This window comes from Pseudomonas fluorescens, from assembly GCF_000967965.1.
GTDB lineage: Bacteria > Pseudomonadota > Gammaproteobacteria > Pseudomonadales > Pseudomonadaceae > Aquipseudomonas > Aquipseudomonas grandcourensis.
Window position 1 is genome coordinate 130,269 of record NZ_LACC01000008.1, and the last position, 13,604, is coordinate 143,872.

At 57.3% G+C, this 13,604-nt stretch carries 12 protein-coding genes and 2 pseudogenes; 12 read left to right on the forward strand and 2 right to left on the reverse strand.

What is annotated here, in order from left to right:
* The first annotated feature begins 79 nt into the window (after positions 1–79).
* The 3 genes from VC35_RS05705 to VC35_RS05715 are packed head-to-tail and all read left to right on the forward strand — an operon-like array spanning position 80 to position 4,242.
* On the forward strand, positions 80–988 hold the full coding sequence (locus VC35_RS05705; protein WP_046038352.1) for a peptidyl-prolyl cis-trans isomerase: 909 nt from the start codon (positions 80–82) through the stop codon (positions 986–988).
* Positions 988–1,986 (forward strand): HupE/UreJ family protein, encoded by a 999-nt coding sequence (locus VC35_RS05710; protein WP_046038354.1) that lies wholly within the window; start codon positions 988–990, stop codon positions 1,984–1,986. Before VC35_RS05705 ends, VC35_RS05710 begins: the two co-directional genes overlap by 1 nt.
* A 39-nt stretch (positions 1,987–2,025) precedes the next feature.
* On the forward strand, positions 2,026–4,242 hold the full coding sequence (locus VC35_RS05715) for a DUF3604 domain-containing protein (protein ID WP_046038357.1): 2,217 nt from the start codon (positions 2,026–2,028) through the stop codon (positions 4,240–4,242).
* A gap of 360 nt (positions 4,243–4,602) precedes the next feature.
* Here VC35_RS05715 and VC35_RS29915 read toward each other — a convergent pair.
* Positions 4,603–4,701 (reverse strand): annotated as a pseudogene (locus VC35_RS29915) (3-oxoacyl-ACP reductase); the annotation flags it as partial.
* On the opposite strand from VC35_RS29915, the pseudogene VC35_RS05720 reads away from it, so the two are divergent.
* From VC35_RS05720 to pcaG, 4 genes and pseudogenes are all read left to right on the forward strand, one after another.
* A pseudogene (locus VC35_RS05720) lies at positions 4,671–4,934 on the forward strand (LysR family transcriptional regulator); the annotation flags it as partial. The pseudogenes VC35_RS29915 and VC35_RS05720 overlap by 31 nt on opposite strands.
* Positions 4,935–5,000: 66 nt before the next feature.
* Positions 5,001–5,924, forward strand: a complete 924-nt coding sequence (gene pcaQ / locus VC35_RS05725) for a pca operon transcription factor PcaQ (protein WP_046038361.1) — start codon at positions 5,001–5,003, stop codon at positions 5,922–5,924.
* Positions 5,925–6,050: 126 nt separating this feature from the next.
* Positions 6,051–6,770 (forward strand): protocatechuate 3,4-dioxygenase subunit beta, encoded by a 720-nt coding sequence (gene pcaH / locus VC35_RS05730; protein ID WP_046038362.1) that lies wholly within the window; start codon positions 6,051–6,053, stop codon positions 6,768–6,770.
* Between the two features lie 12 nt (positions 6,771–6,782).
* The gene (pcaG, locus tag VC35_RS05735) at positions 6,783–7,385 is read left to right on the forward strand and encodes a protocatechuate 3,4-dioxygenase subunit alpha (protein ID WP_046038363.1); all 603 of its coding nucleotides are present in this window, start codon (positions 6,783–6,785) and stop codon (positions 7,383–7,385) included.
* 66 nt (positions 7,386–7,451) lie between these two features.
* Here the strand turns inward: pcaG and VC35_RS05740 are convergent, their stop codons facing one another.
* Positions 7,452–7,904 carry an Lrp/AsnC family transcriptional regulator gene (locus VC35_RS05740; RefSeq protein ID WP_008053368.1) on the reverse strand — a complete coding sequence of 151 codons (453 nt, stop codon included), beginning with the start codon at positions 7,902–7,904 and terminating at the stop codon, positions 7,452–7,454.
* Positions 7,905–8,093: 189 nt separating this feature from the next.
* On the opposite strand from VC35_RS05740, the gene VC35_RS05745 reads away from it, so the two are divergent.
* From VC35_RS05745 to gbdR, 5 genes are all read left to right on the forward strand, one after another.
* A complete protein-coding gene (locus VC35_RS05745; protein ID WP_046038364.1) occupies positions 8,094–8,711 on the forward strand; it encodes a LysE family translocator in 618 nt (205 codons plus the stop codon).
* A gap of 383 nt (positions 8,712–9,094) precedes the next feature.
* The gene (gene gfa / locus VC35_RS05750; protein ID WP_046038365.1) at positions 9,095–9,673 is read left to right on the forward strand and encodes an S-(hydroxymethyl)glutathione synthase; all 579 of its coding nucleotides are present in this window, start codon (positions 9,095–9,097) and stop codon (positions 9,671–9,673) included.
* Positions 9,674–9,879: 206 nt separating this feature from the next.
* Entirely contained in the window at positions 9,880–10,365 is a 486-nt protein-coding gene (locus VC35_RS05755; RefSeq protein WP_046038366.1) for a DUF6130 family protein, read from the forward strand.
* A gap of 546 nt (positions 10,366–10,911) precedes the next feature.
* Complete coding sequence (gene gabP, locus VC35_RS05760) at positions 10,912–12,312, forward strand: GABA permease (RefSeq protein ID WP_046038367.1); 1,401 nt, start codon at positions 10,912–10,914, stop codon at positions 12,310–12,312.
* A 109-nt stretch (positions 12,313–12,421) separates the two neighbouring features.
* Positions 12,422–13,534 carry a choline metabolism transcriptional regulator GbdR gene (gene gbdR / locus VC35_RS05765; RefSeq protein ID WP_404942345.1) on the forward strand — a complete coding sequence of 371 codons (1,113 nt, stop codon included), beginning with the start codon at positions 12,422–12,424 and terminating at the stop codon, positions 13,532–13,534.
* Positions 13,535–13,604: the final 70 nt, after the last annotated feature.

Here is a 13,604-nt window from a genome sequence, read left to right on the forward strand (position 1 = left end):
TGGTGGAAAGTTCCGGTACAGCGGCAATACTCCACCCTGCTGCGAAAACTATTCGCAGTATAGCGTGGGGCAATAAGTCATGAACTTAAGCGTCTGCGAAGCGAAAGAATCTCGATTCTCGTTAATCAAGCGATGCCTCCGCCAGCCGTTATTGCACTTTCTGATCGCCGGCTTTGCACTCTTTGTGTTGTACGGAGGTTTACACCGTCCAAACCTAGATCAAGATCCGCAACGCATCGAAATCACCCCTGAAGTTGTTCAGCGAATCGCGATTTCCTGGCTGGCGCGATGGCAGCGACCCGCATCGGAGCAACAGTTGCAGGGCCTGATTGAGGAATATGTGAAAGAGGAAATCCTCTATCGCGAAGCACTGAAACTTGGCCTGGATAAAGACGACACTATTATTCGCCGCCGACTGGCGCAAAAAATGGACTTCCTCGCTGAGGATGTAGCGTCACTTCACGAACCGGCACCCGGCGTACTTGAGGCCTGGTACAACCAGCATCAGGACCAATATGCCCCGCCGCCACTTTTGACTTTCCATCATTTGTTTTTCGCTTTGGACAAACGTGGTGCGGATGCGCAAGCGCAGGCTCAGTCCGCACTCAGTGGGCTGTCTGACAAGAACAGTGGTGAAGGCGATGCCTTTATGTTTAAAAACGCCTACTCGGAACAATCCCGGGATCAGGTGGCGCGGGTCTTTGGTTCAACGTTCGCCATTTCATTGTTCAAGCAAACGCCGGGGGGTTGGGTGGGGCCTGTGGAGTCGGGTTTTGGCTGGCACCTGGTGTGGATTGATGCGCTGGCCAAATCACCTCCTCCGCCCTTCGAAGCCGTGGCCCAGCAGGTCAAGTCCGATTGGATGTCCGAACAACGCAGCGCATCGAAACGCGCAAATTTCGATGCACTGAAAGCACGCTATGAGGTCGTGGTGATGGTACCTGCTTCCGCCGGTGCGATTGCCGCCACACACAAGGAGCAGCCGTGATGAGGCGCACGGTATGGCTGCTGTTGGTGCTCTGGCTCGTGGGGCTAACGGCCATGGCCCATGAGTCGCGCCCCGCTTACCTGGAACTCAACGAAACGGCCGCCGGGCGCTATGACGTACTGTGGCGCACACCTGTGCTTTCAGGCATGCGATTGCCGATTGCGCTCCGGTTTGCCGAAGGTGTGCGCACTGTCGTTGAGCCCGTGGAAAGCGAACTGAACGATTCACTGATCGAGCGTCGAGTTATTGAAGCCGGTCCCGCAGGACTGGTCGGGCAACGTATTCAATTCATCGGCCTGCAAGCGAGCATCACCGATGTGCTGGTGCGTGTCTCGCGCCTGGACGGCAGCCTGACGACCACCCTCGTCCACCCTGCGCAACCCTGGATAGAGATTGCTGCCACACCGGGAGCGTTCTCGGTGGCCGGTGCATTTCTGGTTCATGGCATCCAACACATCCTGGGGGGCTTCGATCACCTGCTGTTCGTCTTCGGTCTCCTTCTGCTGGTGGGTAATGGCTGGATGCTGGTGAAGACCATCACCGCATTCACCCTCGCCCATTCCGTCACTCTGGCACTCGCTACACTGGGTGCGGTGCGGCTGCCCGGCCCTCCTGTGGAAGCGACGATTGCGCTGAGCATACTGTTGCTGGCAGTGGAAATCGCCCGCAAGAACCGTGACGAAACCAGTTTCACCCTCCAGTGGCCATGGGTGGTGGCGTTCTGTTTTGGCCTGTTGCATGGCTTCGGTTTTGCCGATGCGCTGGCGCAAATCGGTTTGCCGCAGCGCGATCTGCCGCTGGCGCTGTTCACCTTCAATGTCGGCGTCGAGATCGGCCAACTGATGTTCGTCGCCGTCGTGTTGAGCCTGCGCGCACTGCTGCTGCGTTGTCGACTGCCACGGCCCGCAGTCCTGTATGCCCGACCGATTGCTTCTTACGGGTTGGGTACGCTGGCTGCCTTCTGGTTTTTCCAAAGAGTCTCGAGTTTCTTGTCCTGAGTTGCACCCTGTCATTGCCGTATTCCGGAGACGTGGAATATGAAAAACCCTACACATTTCACCGTGCCAACACTGCTCGGTTGCGCCGTGTTAACGGTCAGCACGCTGGCATTGGCAGAGGGCAACCCGGATCGCGAGGTTTACTTTGGCCAGACACACTCGCACAGCTCCTGGTCGATTGATGCCTACCTGATCGGCAACCACCAGGTCGATCCCGAGCAGACGTACCAATACTCACTTGGGATGCCGATCAAGCATCCAATGGGGTTTGAAGTGCAACTCAAGGGCCGCCCGCTGGATTTCCATGGCGTGACCGACCACTCGGAATACGTGGGCGTGATCGCCCTGGCCAACGATCCGAAGTCAGACTTCAGCAAGCTGCCCATCGCGCAAAAGCTGATTGTCAAAACCCCGGAAGATTTCAACCGGGTGTTCAAGTGGATCGCCGGCAGCTTGAGCCACCCGATCAAGGAGCTGATCGACCCGAAGGTTGCCGGCAGTATCTGGCAGCAGAACATCGCCATCGCCGACAAGTACTACAAGCCCGGCAAGTTCACCACGTTTGTAGCCTATGAATGGACCTCGGCCCCCAACAATCAAAACATGCACCGCAATGTGTTTTTTCGCGACTCGAAGAAGGTGCCGGACCTGCCCTTCACAGCCCTCGATTCGGACAAACCGGAGGATTTGTGGGGCTGGATGGACGATCAACGCAAAAAAGGCAACGAAGTGCTGGCGATCTCCCACAATGCCAACCTCAGCAACGGCCTGATGTTTCCGGTGGACGTAGATGACCGTGGGCGCCCCATCGATGCCGCCTGGGCCGAGACGCGGATGCGCAATGAATCCCTCACCGAAATTCACCAGGTAAAGGGCACCTCGGAAACCCACCCCGAACTGTCGCCGACAGACGAATTTGCCAATTATGAAGTCATGAGTTTCCTGCTCGGCATCGACAACAGCACGTCGAAAATCAATGGCAGTTACGTAAGGCAAGCCTGGAAAAACGGCATGGCTTTGCAGCAAGCTCGAGGATACAACCCTTACAAAATGGGCGTGGTCGGCGCCAGCGACTCGCACAATGGGGTGATTCCTTATTCGCAGAGCTACAACTTCGGCTCCCACGGCTTTACCGACAGCACCCCAGCGGCGCGTCTTTCCGACAAACAGAACTCGGGGTTGATTGCCTTGCAAACCAGCACCTCCGGTCTGGCCGGTGTCTGGGCCGAAGAGAACACCCGTGAATCGATCTTCGATGCCATGAAGCGCAAAGAAGTCTATGGCACCAGCGGTGTGCGCATCCCCGTGCGCATGTTTGGTGGCTGGGGTTTCGACAGCAGTTTGTGGAATGAAAAAGACTGGGTGCATGCCGCCTACGCCAAGGGCGTTCCCATGGGCGGCGACTTGCCGGAAAAACAGGGTAAACAGACGCCGTCCTTCGTGGTGTGGGCGGTCAAGGATGTCGACGATGGCAACCTCGACCGAATCCAGATCATCAAGGGCTGGACTAAAAACGGCCAGACCTTCGAGAAGGTCTACGACGTCGCCTGGTCCGGTGATCGCCAACTGGACCAGGCCACCGGCAAAATCCCACCGGTGGGCTCCACGGTCGATGTTTCCAAGGCGACTTACACCAATACCATTGGTGCCACCGAGCTGAAAAAAGTCTGGGTCGATCCGGATTTCGATCCGGCCCGGCACGCGTTCTACTACGCCCGCGTGCTACAGATTCCGACCCCTCGCTGGAGCACCTATGACGCGGCCAAGCTGCAAGTACCGCCGCCGGCCGACGTCTCGACCACCGTCCAGGAACGTGCGTGGACTTCGCCGATCTGGTACACGCCGACAGTTGAGGACAGCAAGCTTGTCGCTGCGGGCAAAACCATCGATCAGCTGAAAACCGAAGGCGCCAAAGCGCTCAACAACGAGCAGCTGCAAGCCTATGTGGTGGGCAAAACCATCAAAGTGCGCAATACCGTCACCGGCCAGACGTTCGAGATCGTCTATGGCACCGAAGGCCAACGCCTGGTCACCAGCGTCGATGGCAAGCCGCCTACGCAAGGGGAATACCTGAACATGCTGCATGACGGCCAGTTTGGCGTACCGGCCAAATATGAAATCAAGGACGGACATCTAGTGACAACACTCGGCGGCACCCCCTTCGAGGCCACAGTATTCGAGCAAAACGGCAAATACATGGCGGCACGCAGCAACGAGTTCGGCTATGTGAATTATGAGGTTGAGGAGGTCAAGTAGCGCCGAAGCCAGTACTGATGTTCTGCATACATCGGTACTGGCAGATTGACGCGAACCGATATTGCCGTAGCTCAGAAAGAAAGCTGTTCGCGAATCGGCCCAAATGTACTTATTCAGACATTGATACTTGAATGGGCACTGTTACCGAAAGCAGTCATCGTTGGGAGTCCGCTTTGGGTCGGTAGCTGCCCCTCGTCAGAGGCAGCCATCGGCCAGAAGCGCTCGTTCAAAAGAGGGTGTGAGGTAATACCAAGGATCTGCAAGATATGCACGTTCATGCCAACCCGCGCGCGCCGCCTTCTCGTACCAACGCGTCGGGCGCCAGCTCCAGCGCGGTGAGGTGCGCGACACCCAGGCCTCTCAATAGGTGGCCCTCCCGCCACTGAGGTCAAACACAAAGCCCGTGGTGAAGCTGCACTCGGGGCCGGCGATCCAGGTCATCATGTTGGCGATCTCCTCGAACGGTCGCCTTGGTCAAGCAAGGCATGGGGCTGACCATCATCGATGAGTTCGTGGCCCAGGACAGCGGCCTGATCGTCGTACCGCTGGTTGAGGCGACTCATTTCGATATCAGCTTTGTCTACTCGCGGTTCGAGCCGCTTGGCGAATCCGCCATGCAGGTGCTTTATCAGCAGGCGGTCAAACCGGGACGACTGATCCCGGGCTGCGAACTGCCGAATGTTGACCGATAACCCCCATATTGCGAGCATCGGTCAACAGGCGTAATGAATGCCACACCACGAAGACGGAGCAGCAGATTGAACATCGACACCCGAATCAAATTCCGTCATCTGGTGTGTTTTCTCGAGGTGGCGCGCCAGGGCAGCCTGGCACGTGCCTGCGACAAGTTGGCAATCAGCCAGCCGGCGCTTTCAAAAACCCTCAAGGAACTGGAATCCCTGTTGGCTGCCAGGCTGTTCGAGCGGAGCAAAAAGGGCTCGACGCTGACCGAGGCCGGGGTGGCCTTTTTGCGCTATGCGGGGCCGAGCGTGCAATCGCTGCGTGAAGGGGTCAACAGTTTGCGCTCCGGTGTGCATGAGCCGATCGCCGTACGACTCGGCGTGCTCTCCACCGTCGAAAGCCTGTTGGTGCCTGAAGTTGTCTGCCGCTTGCACGACCGGCATCCCGCCCTGGCGGTCAGTGTCGTGACCGGGCCGAGCGCCTACCTGTTGTCCCAACTGCGTGTCGGCGAGCTGGACCTGGTGGTCGGCAGAATGACCGATAGCCCATCGATTCACGGGTTGACGTTCGAGCACCTTTACAGCGAATCCATGACCCTGGTGGTACGTAAAGACCATCCAGTGCTGAGTGATCCACCGGGGCATAACAACCTCGAAAACTATCCGGTGGTACTACCGTTGGCGGGGACGACGATCCGCAAATTCGCCGACAGCCTGTTTGTGCAGCACGGGATCTCCCCCTCGCGCCAACGCCTGGAAACCCTGTCGATTACCCTGAGCCGGCGCTACGTCCAATGCAGCCAGGCAATCTGGGTCGCGCCGTTTGACGCGGTCAGGCAGGACTTGAAGCTAGGTGAGCTGGTAGAGCTGGGGATGCGTGAAGCCGGTGGTTCCGTGGGGCTCTGCACAAATCCTGTGTTGCCGGTGACACCCGCGGCCCAGTGGTGCGTGGAGGCACTGCGCGAGGTCGGGCAAGAATATCGCGAAGGGAAATATCCATAACCATTTGGACATGCAACAAGTCGGTTTTTTCAATTTTGGGTTGGGCCGCACAAGAGGAGACTGGGCTGCAAGTCGCTGCCATCGCAGTACTTGCCTCTGACCAACCATAACAATAGGAAAAACGACATGTCTGATGCGCATGAAAGCCGCTTCGCCATTCGTGACCGTAATTGGCATCCCAAAGCCCTGACACCTGACTACAAGACTTCGATCCTGCGCTCCCCCCGCCAGGCACTGGTGAGCATTCCCCAGTCTGTCTCGGAAACCAGCGGCCCGGATTTTTCCCATCTGAAGATGGGCCGGTACGATAACGACCTGCTGCTGAATTTCAATCACGGTGGCCTGCCCATCGGCGAACGCATCATTGTCGCGGGTCGGGTTTGCGACCAGTACGGCAAGCCGATCCCACACACGCTGGTGGAAATGTGGCAAGCCAATGCCGGTGGTCGTTACCGGCATAAAAAAGACAGTTACCTGGCGCCCCTTGATGCGAATTTCGGTGGCGTCGGCCGTGCATTGACCGACCGCGATGGCAACTACAGCTTCCGCACGGTCAAGCCCGGTCCCTACCCATGGCGCAACGGTCCCAATGACTGGCGACCCGCCCATATCCATGTCTCCATCAGTGGCCCGTCCATTGCCACGCGCCTGATTACCCAGCTGTATTTCGAAGGCGATCCGTTGATCCCCATGTGCCCGATCGTCAAGTCGATCGCCAATCCGGACGCGGTACAGAGCCTGATCGCCAGGCTCGACATGAGCATGGCCAATCCCATGGATTGCCTGGCTTATCGCTTTGATATCGTCCTGCGCGGCCAGCGCAAGACCCACTTCGAAAACTGCTGAGGAGGCCTGCATATGCCCGTTCAACTTCTACCTGAAACCCCATCGCAAACAGCCGGCCCCTATGTGCATATCGGACTGGCCCTGGAGGCGGCCGGCAACCCACCGCGGGAACAGGAAATCTGGAATGTGATGGCAAAACCTGGCGCGCCAGGTGAGCACATTCTATTGCTGGGTCACGTTTATGACGGTAACGGCCACTTGATTCGTGACGCGTTCCTGGAACTCTGGCAGGCCAATCACGAAGGCCTCTACGACAGCGGTTTCGATCTGGAAAAACCCTTCAACTGTTTTGGTCGTACCGCCACTACCGATGCTGGCGAATGGACGATCGAAACCGTCAAACCTGGCTCGGTGAACAATGCCTCGGGCGTGCCCATGGCGGCGCATGTCAATGTGTCGCTGTTCGCCCGGGGCATCAACATTCACCTGCAGACGCGACTGTATTTCGATGACGAACCCGAGGCGAATGCCGTGGACCCCGTATTGAATCTGATCGAACAGCCACATCGGCGTGAATCCCTGATTGCCAGGCGCTGCACGGTTGACGGGAAGCTGGCCTACCGCTTCGACATTCACCTTCAAGGCGAAGCGGAGACGGTGTTCTTCGACTTCTGACGATGACAGCCTCCCCCTGCGGGGAGGCTGTTTGAGAGACAGGATCGTTATCTTCCGTTGGGCCGATCACAAAGGTAGCGGCCGGTCTTGAATGACCCGCTTCATGACCAGGGTCGAGGTGAGCCGTTGCACATTAGGCAATGTCGAGAGGCTCTCATCGTAAAGCCGTTGAAAGGCGGGCAAGTCCTGGGCAACGACGTGCAGCAGGTAGTCCGGCTCCCCAAACAACCTCTGGGCATCGACCACCTGGGGTATATCAATGAGCGCCGCCTCGAACGCCTCGACGGCTTGCCGGTCACCCTCGCGGAGCGTGGCAAATACCATTGCGGAAAAATTCAGGCCCAGTGCACCGGGATCAAGTTGCGCGCGATAACCCAGCAATACACCGGAGTCCTCCAGTGCCCGCACTCGCCGATGACAGGGTGAAAGGCTCAAGCCCACACGCTCGGCAAGTTCAGTGACCGAAAGGCGACCATCCTTTTGCAGTTCGGCAAGAATCTTCCGGTCAGTTCTGTCCATGCAGAATAATCTCCCTCTTTGCAACGCAAATACGATCATCTTTGAAAGTTAATTCTAACAACTTTTCATTAATCTTCCTCTATCCATTAACAACCGCACACCTCTTCAGAAAACAAGAGGGACGGCCTTTGATATGAGAGGCGGAATGATGAATAACGCATTGATTGATGAACGGGCGCGGGTGACACCATGACCTTCAATGTCTTTGTTGCCTTCTGGGCAGTGTCGTTTCTGTTCGTCGTGACGCCCGGAGCGGATTGGGCCTACGCGATATCCGCCGGTTTGAAGCATCGCGTGGTCATACCGGCTGTGGGCGGACTGTTATCCGGCCACTTGATTGCCACGGTGGTGGTAGCCGCGGGTGTTGGCACCCTGGTCGCCAACCATCCTGGGGTCATGTCAGTGCTGACGGTGGCCGGCGCGGGTTACCTGCTTTGGTTGGGCATCAACATGCTCACCCGTCCCTCCACCCCCCACTCCGATGAGGTTCAGATGTCAGGCTCATGGCTGCGCTGGGCGCTCAAGGGGCTTTGCGTCAGCGGCTTGAATCCGAAAGTGTTCCTACTGTTCCTGGCGCTCTTGCCCCAGTTTGCCGACGCCACTGCCTCCTGGCCCGTACCGACGCAGATGCTAGCGCTCGGGCTCGTCCACACCGTCAGTTGTGGCGTTATTTATCTACTGGTCGGGTTTGGCTCACAGGTTGTTCTAAAGGCACGCCCAGCCGCCGCTCAGTGGGTCAGTCGTTTCTCTGGAGCGACCATGATCATCATTGCCGTGACGCTATTTACCGAACAGATGCTGGGTTAACTTCGGGCACTGGTCATTGAGTGCAGGCGCATTTCCAGACCCCGGGCATACCTTTCCACCCTCGCCTTCCAGGGAGCTTTGATGAAGAGCCCAAGAGAACGTGCCGCCGAAGGTCTACAGACCGGCGACCGGTCCACGAGTTGATTGGCTGATGTGAGTGGCAGCGACTTAGGCATCGCAGACTATTCTTGATCTGGGTAACCGAACGGTCGCACCGAAGGAGGTCGCTCGTTTATGCACTGTGTCCTTTTCGAAATCCGCCGCGGTTCGATCGGATGCATGAAGGCAAATCGATCTGCGCGGTCATCGAGTTCCGATGAACTACCGGTCTGGGGCACGGCCCCAGGCAATTTTGTCTGACAGCCTGAAACGGAGACGCCAGCATGAGCACCTTGCAACTTCACCCTGCACTGGACAATGGTATCCAACCCGCCGCCGCGAATTTCACAGGTGGCACCCTGCAATGCCTGTGTGCGACCGACAAGGTCGAGGTCAAGATCGACGCACAAACCCTGCATAACCACGCGTGCGGCTGCAGCAAATGCTGGAAACCACAAAACGCGACATTCGCCGTCATCGCCGTGGTGCCTCGAGATAAGGTCAGCGTCATTGCCCACGGCGAAAAACTGGCGATTGTCGACGAAACCGCCACCATCCAGCGCCACGCCTGCAAGCAGTGTCACGCCCATCTCTTTGGGCGCATCGAAAACAAGGGCCATGCGTTTTATGGCCTGGACTTCGTCCACACCGAGCTTTCGCCACAGAGCGGATGGGCTGCGCCGGGATTCGCGGCGTTCGTGTCCTCCATCATCGAAACCGGCACACCGCCAGCCCAAATGAAGGCTATCCGCGAGCGCCTGCGCTCGATCGGCCTGGAACCCTATGACTGTCTGTCCCCGGACTTGATGGACGCACTGGCGACTCATGTCGCCAAACAGAAAGGCCTGCTCCCCGCCGCCTGATTGATCGGTCGCCGCGGTTTCTTTTCCGGACCGCGGTTCCGATTCACCTTTGATGTTGTGCGCCCCACATAATTAACTGGGGGGCTGTGGGCATCAAGACAACGGGTTACGCCAGCTTTCAATTCCGCTCGTACCAATTTTGTACCACACTGGGAAATACCCGGATTGATCCAGGCTTGAATGAAATCACACGGGAGAAAAACACCATGTCCCTCGTTCCCGGAAATCTATTGGCCCTGGCTTTGGGTGTCTGCATTTGCACAGCCGTGTGCGGACAAGCGTTAGCAGACACCGATTCCCCACCGGCAATACTTCCATTGGAAAATGAGACTGCGCCAAAACTCATTGCCTACCCACCGCTTGCCGAGCCACTCGCCCGCGGTGTTGTCATAATCCAGTATCGAGCAGAACACGCCCGGATCATGCCGGTATTTGGCAAAGCGGCTGCTGATGTATCACCACGTCTCGGTCACCTCCACGTGACCGTCGACGACTGGAAAGGTACATGGGCGCACACCAGCGAAGACCCGATTATCCTGGTTGGACTGACGCCCGGCACGCACAAGGTTCTTCTTGAAGTGGCCGACCCGACTCACAAAATCCTCACCAGTACGACAGTGAGTTTTATAGTTCCGGAGAAGAAACCAGCGGAGGCTCCCCACATTGATGGTGATCACGCAGTGAAACCATAGCTGTTGAGTTCGTAGCTAACTGCGGTGGTGTGAGCAGCCCCTGATTTCGAAAACACATCTGACTGACTACTCAGCCGATTTCTGCCTTTCGTCACCGTCAGCTATGGGTCGTTTTCAGCCGCTCGCGACAGGCTGCAATCATCCAATCCGCTCTTCCCAGAGAGATCTCACGGCCCTCGTCCCGAAACCTTCTCGCCCGCTTAAACCTTCCAGGCTATCCCCATCCGTTGCTGCTTTAGCAGAATCCTCTACAAAACAATATGATTGCGCCCGGCCATTTCGTGACCGATTGGTTTTCGCTGTGAACGCTAAATTGGCATGTGTCGATATCAGGCAAGGAGGCGGCGTGAACAGGTAACTGAATTGTCGGACAAGCCGGGTAAGGTGGCGCATCTTTTCATCGAAATAACCACATCGCGATGATGGGTTTGATAAGAACTGCAGCGGTTGAAGGGTGCCTCTTTCAGGAAGCCCAGCAGGCAACAATGATGATCTGTTGCCCCTATCAATTCGCTTAAATGTCGATCAGCAGAGAAAAAAAAACCAATGATTAGCCCGAACTCCAAGGATTCGAGTGGACAATTGGCGCAGGGCTTCAAGCCTCGTCACGTAACAATGCTGTCAATCGCCGGGATTATCGGCGCCGGTTTATTCGTTGGCTCAGGACATGCCATTGCAGCTGCCGGGCCGGCCGTCCTGCTGGCCTATCTATTCTCAGGCCTGCTCGTCGTTCTGGTCATGCGCATGCTCGGTGAAATGGCGGTGGCCAACCCGGACACAGGCTCCTTCTCCACCTATGCCGACCAGGCAATAGGTCGTTGGGCAGGCTTCACCATCGGTTGGCTGTACTGGTGGTTCTGGGTGCTGGTGATCCCTATCGAAGCACTGGCCGCCGGCCATGTGTTGAACCAGTGGTTTCCCCAGATCGATGCCTGGCTGTTCGCCCTGGTGTCGATCATTGCGTTGGTGATCACCAATCTGTTCAGTGTCTCCAAGTACGGCGAATTCGAATTCTGGTTCGCCATGGCCAAGGTCGTGGCGATCATCGGTTTCATCGGCGTGGGTTTTGCCGTGCTGATGGGTTGGGTGCCCGAACGGGAGGTCAGCGGCTTGAGCGGCCTGATGGCCGAGCATGGCGGATTTGCTCCCAACGGCCTGTCGGCGGTAGTCGGCGCTTTCATCACCATCATGTTCAGCTTCATCGGGACTGAGGCGGTGACCATCGCCGCCGCCGAATCCGACAATCCCTCGCAGAACATTGCCAAGGCCACGCGTTCGGTGATTTGGCGCATCGGCGTGTTCTACCTGTTGTCGATTTTCGTGGTCATCTCCGTGGTGCCCTGGAACGATCCGCTGCTCGCCCAGGTAGGCTCCTACCAGCGGGCACTGGAGATCATGAACATTCCCCACGCCAAGTTCATGGTGGACGTGGTGGTGCTGATCGCCGTGGCCAGTTGCATGAACTCCTCGATCTACATTGCTTCGCGCATGCTGTACTCGCTGGGCCGTCGTGGCGATGCGCCGAAGGCGCTGAAAGCGACCTCCTCCGAAGGCGTACCGCGGGCAGCAGTCATCGCCAGCACCGTGCTGGGCGCAGCGATCACCGTGTGGAGTTACTTCATGCCCGCCGGGCTGTTTGACTTCCTGCTAGCCAGCTCCGGCGCGATTGCCTTGCTGGTGTACCTGGCCATTTCGGTGTCGCAGCTGCGCATGCGCCGGATGTTGCATCGGCAGAACGTTGAGCTGAGCTTTCGCATGTGGCTGTTTCCATGGCTGACCTGGCTGGTGATTGCGTTCATTTGCGCAGCGCTGGCAGTCATGATGATCACCCCGGAGCACCGTACCGAAGTCAGCACAACCATTGGACTGGCGCTGGCGATTTCCTTTATCGGCCTTGTGACGTCGCGTCACCCTGCTCAGGCTGCGAGAGTGACGTCAGTGGGATAAAACCAAGGAGGTATTGCGCCAAACCTGATACTCCCTACGCCAAGGCAGGGGGGTATTACAAGCTCCTGCGTCTCAGGCCGTAATCGCTCTTTGTGAGGACATGACCACGATGTCATCGAACTCCACCGTGTCCGACGGTACGACTCAATCCGTTGGTTTTCTGTTGTTGGATAAATTCACACTGATTTCCCTGGCGTCCGCAGTAGAGCCACTGCGCATGGCCAATCAGTTGTCGGGGCGAGAGCTATATCGCTGGCATACGTTCAGCCCCGATGGAGAGCCTGTCTGGGCCAGTGACGGCGTGCCGATCACTCCGGATGCTTCGTGGAACAATCCATTGGTGGCGGACACTGTCATCGTGTGCGGTGGTGTTGGAGTCCAGAGCGTGATTACCCGCGAGCACATTACCTGGCTGCAAGCCTTGGCGCGTCGATCCAGACGGTTGGGAGGTGTGTGCACCGGTAGCTGGGCGCTCGCAAAAGCCGGGCTGCTCGACGGCTACGAGTGCAGCGTGCATTGGGAATGTTTGGCCGCCATGCAGGAGGCTTTCCCACGGGTCAGCATCAGCGCGAGCCTCTTTACCCTCGACCGGAACCGCTTCACAAGCTCCGGGGGAACAGCGCCGCTGGACATGATGCTGCACCTGATTGGTCGCGATCATGGTCGTGAATTATCTGCAGCCATCTCTGAGATGTTTGTTTACGAGCGCATACGCAACGAACAGGACCATCAGCGCGTTCCGCTCAGGCATGTGCTGGGAACTCATCAGCCTAAGCTGCAGGAGATCGTCGCGTTGATGGAGGCCAATCTCGAGGAACCGATCGACCTGGACAACCTTGCAGAATACGTTGATCTGTCACGTCGACAGCTGGAACGGCTATTTCAGAAATACCTTCACTGTACGCCGTCACGCTACTACTTAAGGTTACGTCTTGTTCGAGCGCGACAACTGCTTAAGCAAACATCATTGTCGATCATTGAGTTGGCGTATGTATGCGGTTTCGTATCCACACCACACTTTTCCAAATGCTATCGCGAGTACTTTGGTGTTCCACCAAGCGACGAGCGTTCCAGCACTGAATTGAGTCGCAAGCCTGCAACGCTTGCGACTACGCAGCAGTCATCGACTAGACCGCTGACGGCGCTAGACCAAGCACGAAACGAATCGACTTTTGCCAGTGTCCGGATGATGGATCGTTCTGATTTGGCGCAATCGTGCTGATCGGCTGTCCCTGCCGTCCCCATTCATCCGTAGTGCATGGGTTTACTCGATAAGATCACGCAGGAGATTT

Coding starts and splice junctions, on each gene's coding strand:
- VC35_RS05715 (WP_046038357.1), top strand. CDS start 2,026: ATGAAAAACCCTACACATTTCACCGTGCCAACACTGCTCGGTTGCGCC.
- pcaG (WP_046038363.1), top strand. CDS start 6,783: ATGCCCGTTCAACTTCTACCTGAAACCCCATCGCAAACAGCCGGCCCC.
- gfa (WP_046038365.1), top strand. CDS start 9,095: ATGAGCACCTTGCAACTTCACCCTGCACTGGACAATGGTATCCAACCC.
- gbdR (WP_404942345.1), top strand. CDS start 12,422: ATGTCATCGAACTCCACCGTGTCCGACGGTACGACTCAATCCGTTGGT.
- VC35_RS05740 (WP_008053368.1), bottom strand. CDS start 7,904: ATGGACAGAACTGACCGGAAGATTCTTGCCGAACTGCAAAAGGATGGT.
- VC35_RS05705 (WP_046038352.1), top strand. CDS start 80: ATGAACTTAAGCGTCTGCGAAGCGAAAGAATCTCGATTCTCGTTAATC.
- VC35_RS05710 (WP_046038354.1), top strand. CDS start 988: ATGAGGCGCACGGTATGGCTGCTGTTGGTGCTCTGGCTCGTGGGGCTA.
- VC35_RS05755 (WP_046038366.1), top strand. CDS start 9,880: ATGTCCCTCGTTCCCGGAAATCTATTGGCCCTGGCTTTGGGTGTCTGC.
- VC35_RS05745 (WP_046038364.1), top strand. CDS start 8,094: ATGACCTTCAATGTCTTTGTTGCCTTCTGGGCAGTGTCGTTTCTGTTC.
- gabP (WP_046038367.1), top strand. CDS start 10,912: ATGATTAGCCCGAACTCCAAGGATTCGAGTGGACAATTGGCGCAGGGC.
- pcaH (WP_046038362.1), top strand. CDS start 6,051: ATGTCTGATGCGCATGAAAGCCGCTTCGCCATTCGTGACCGTAATTGG.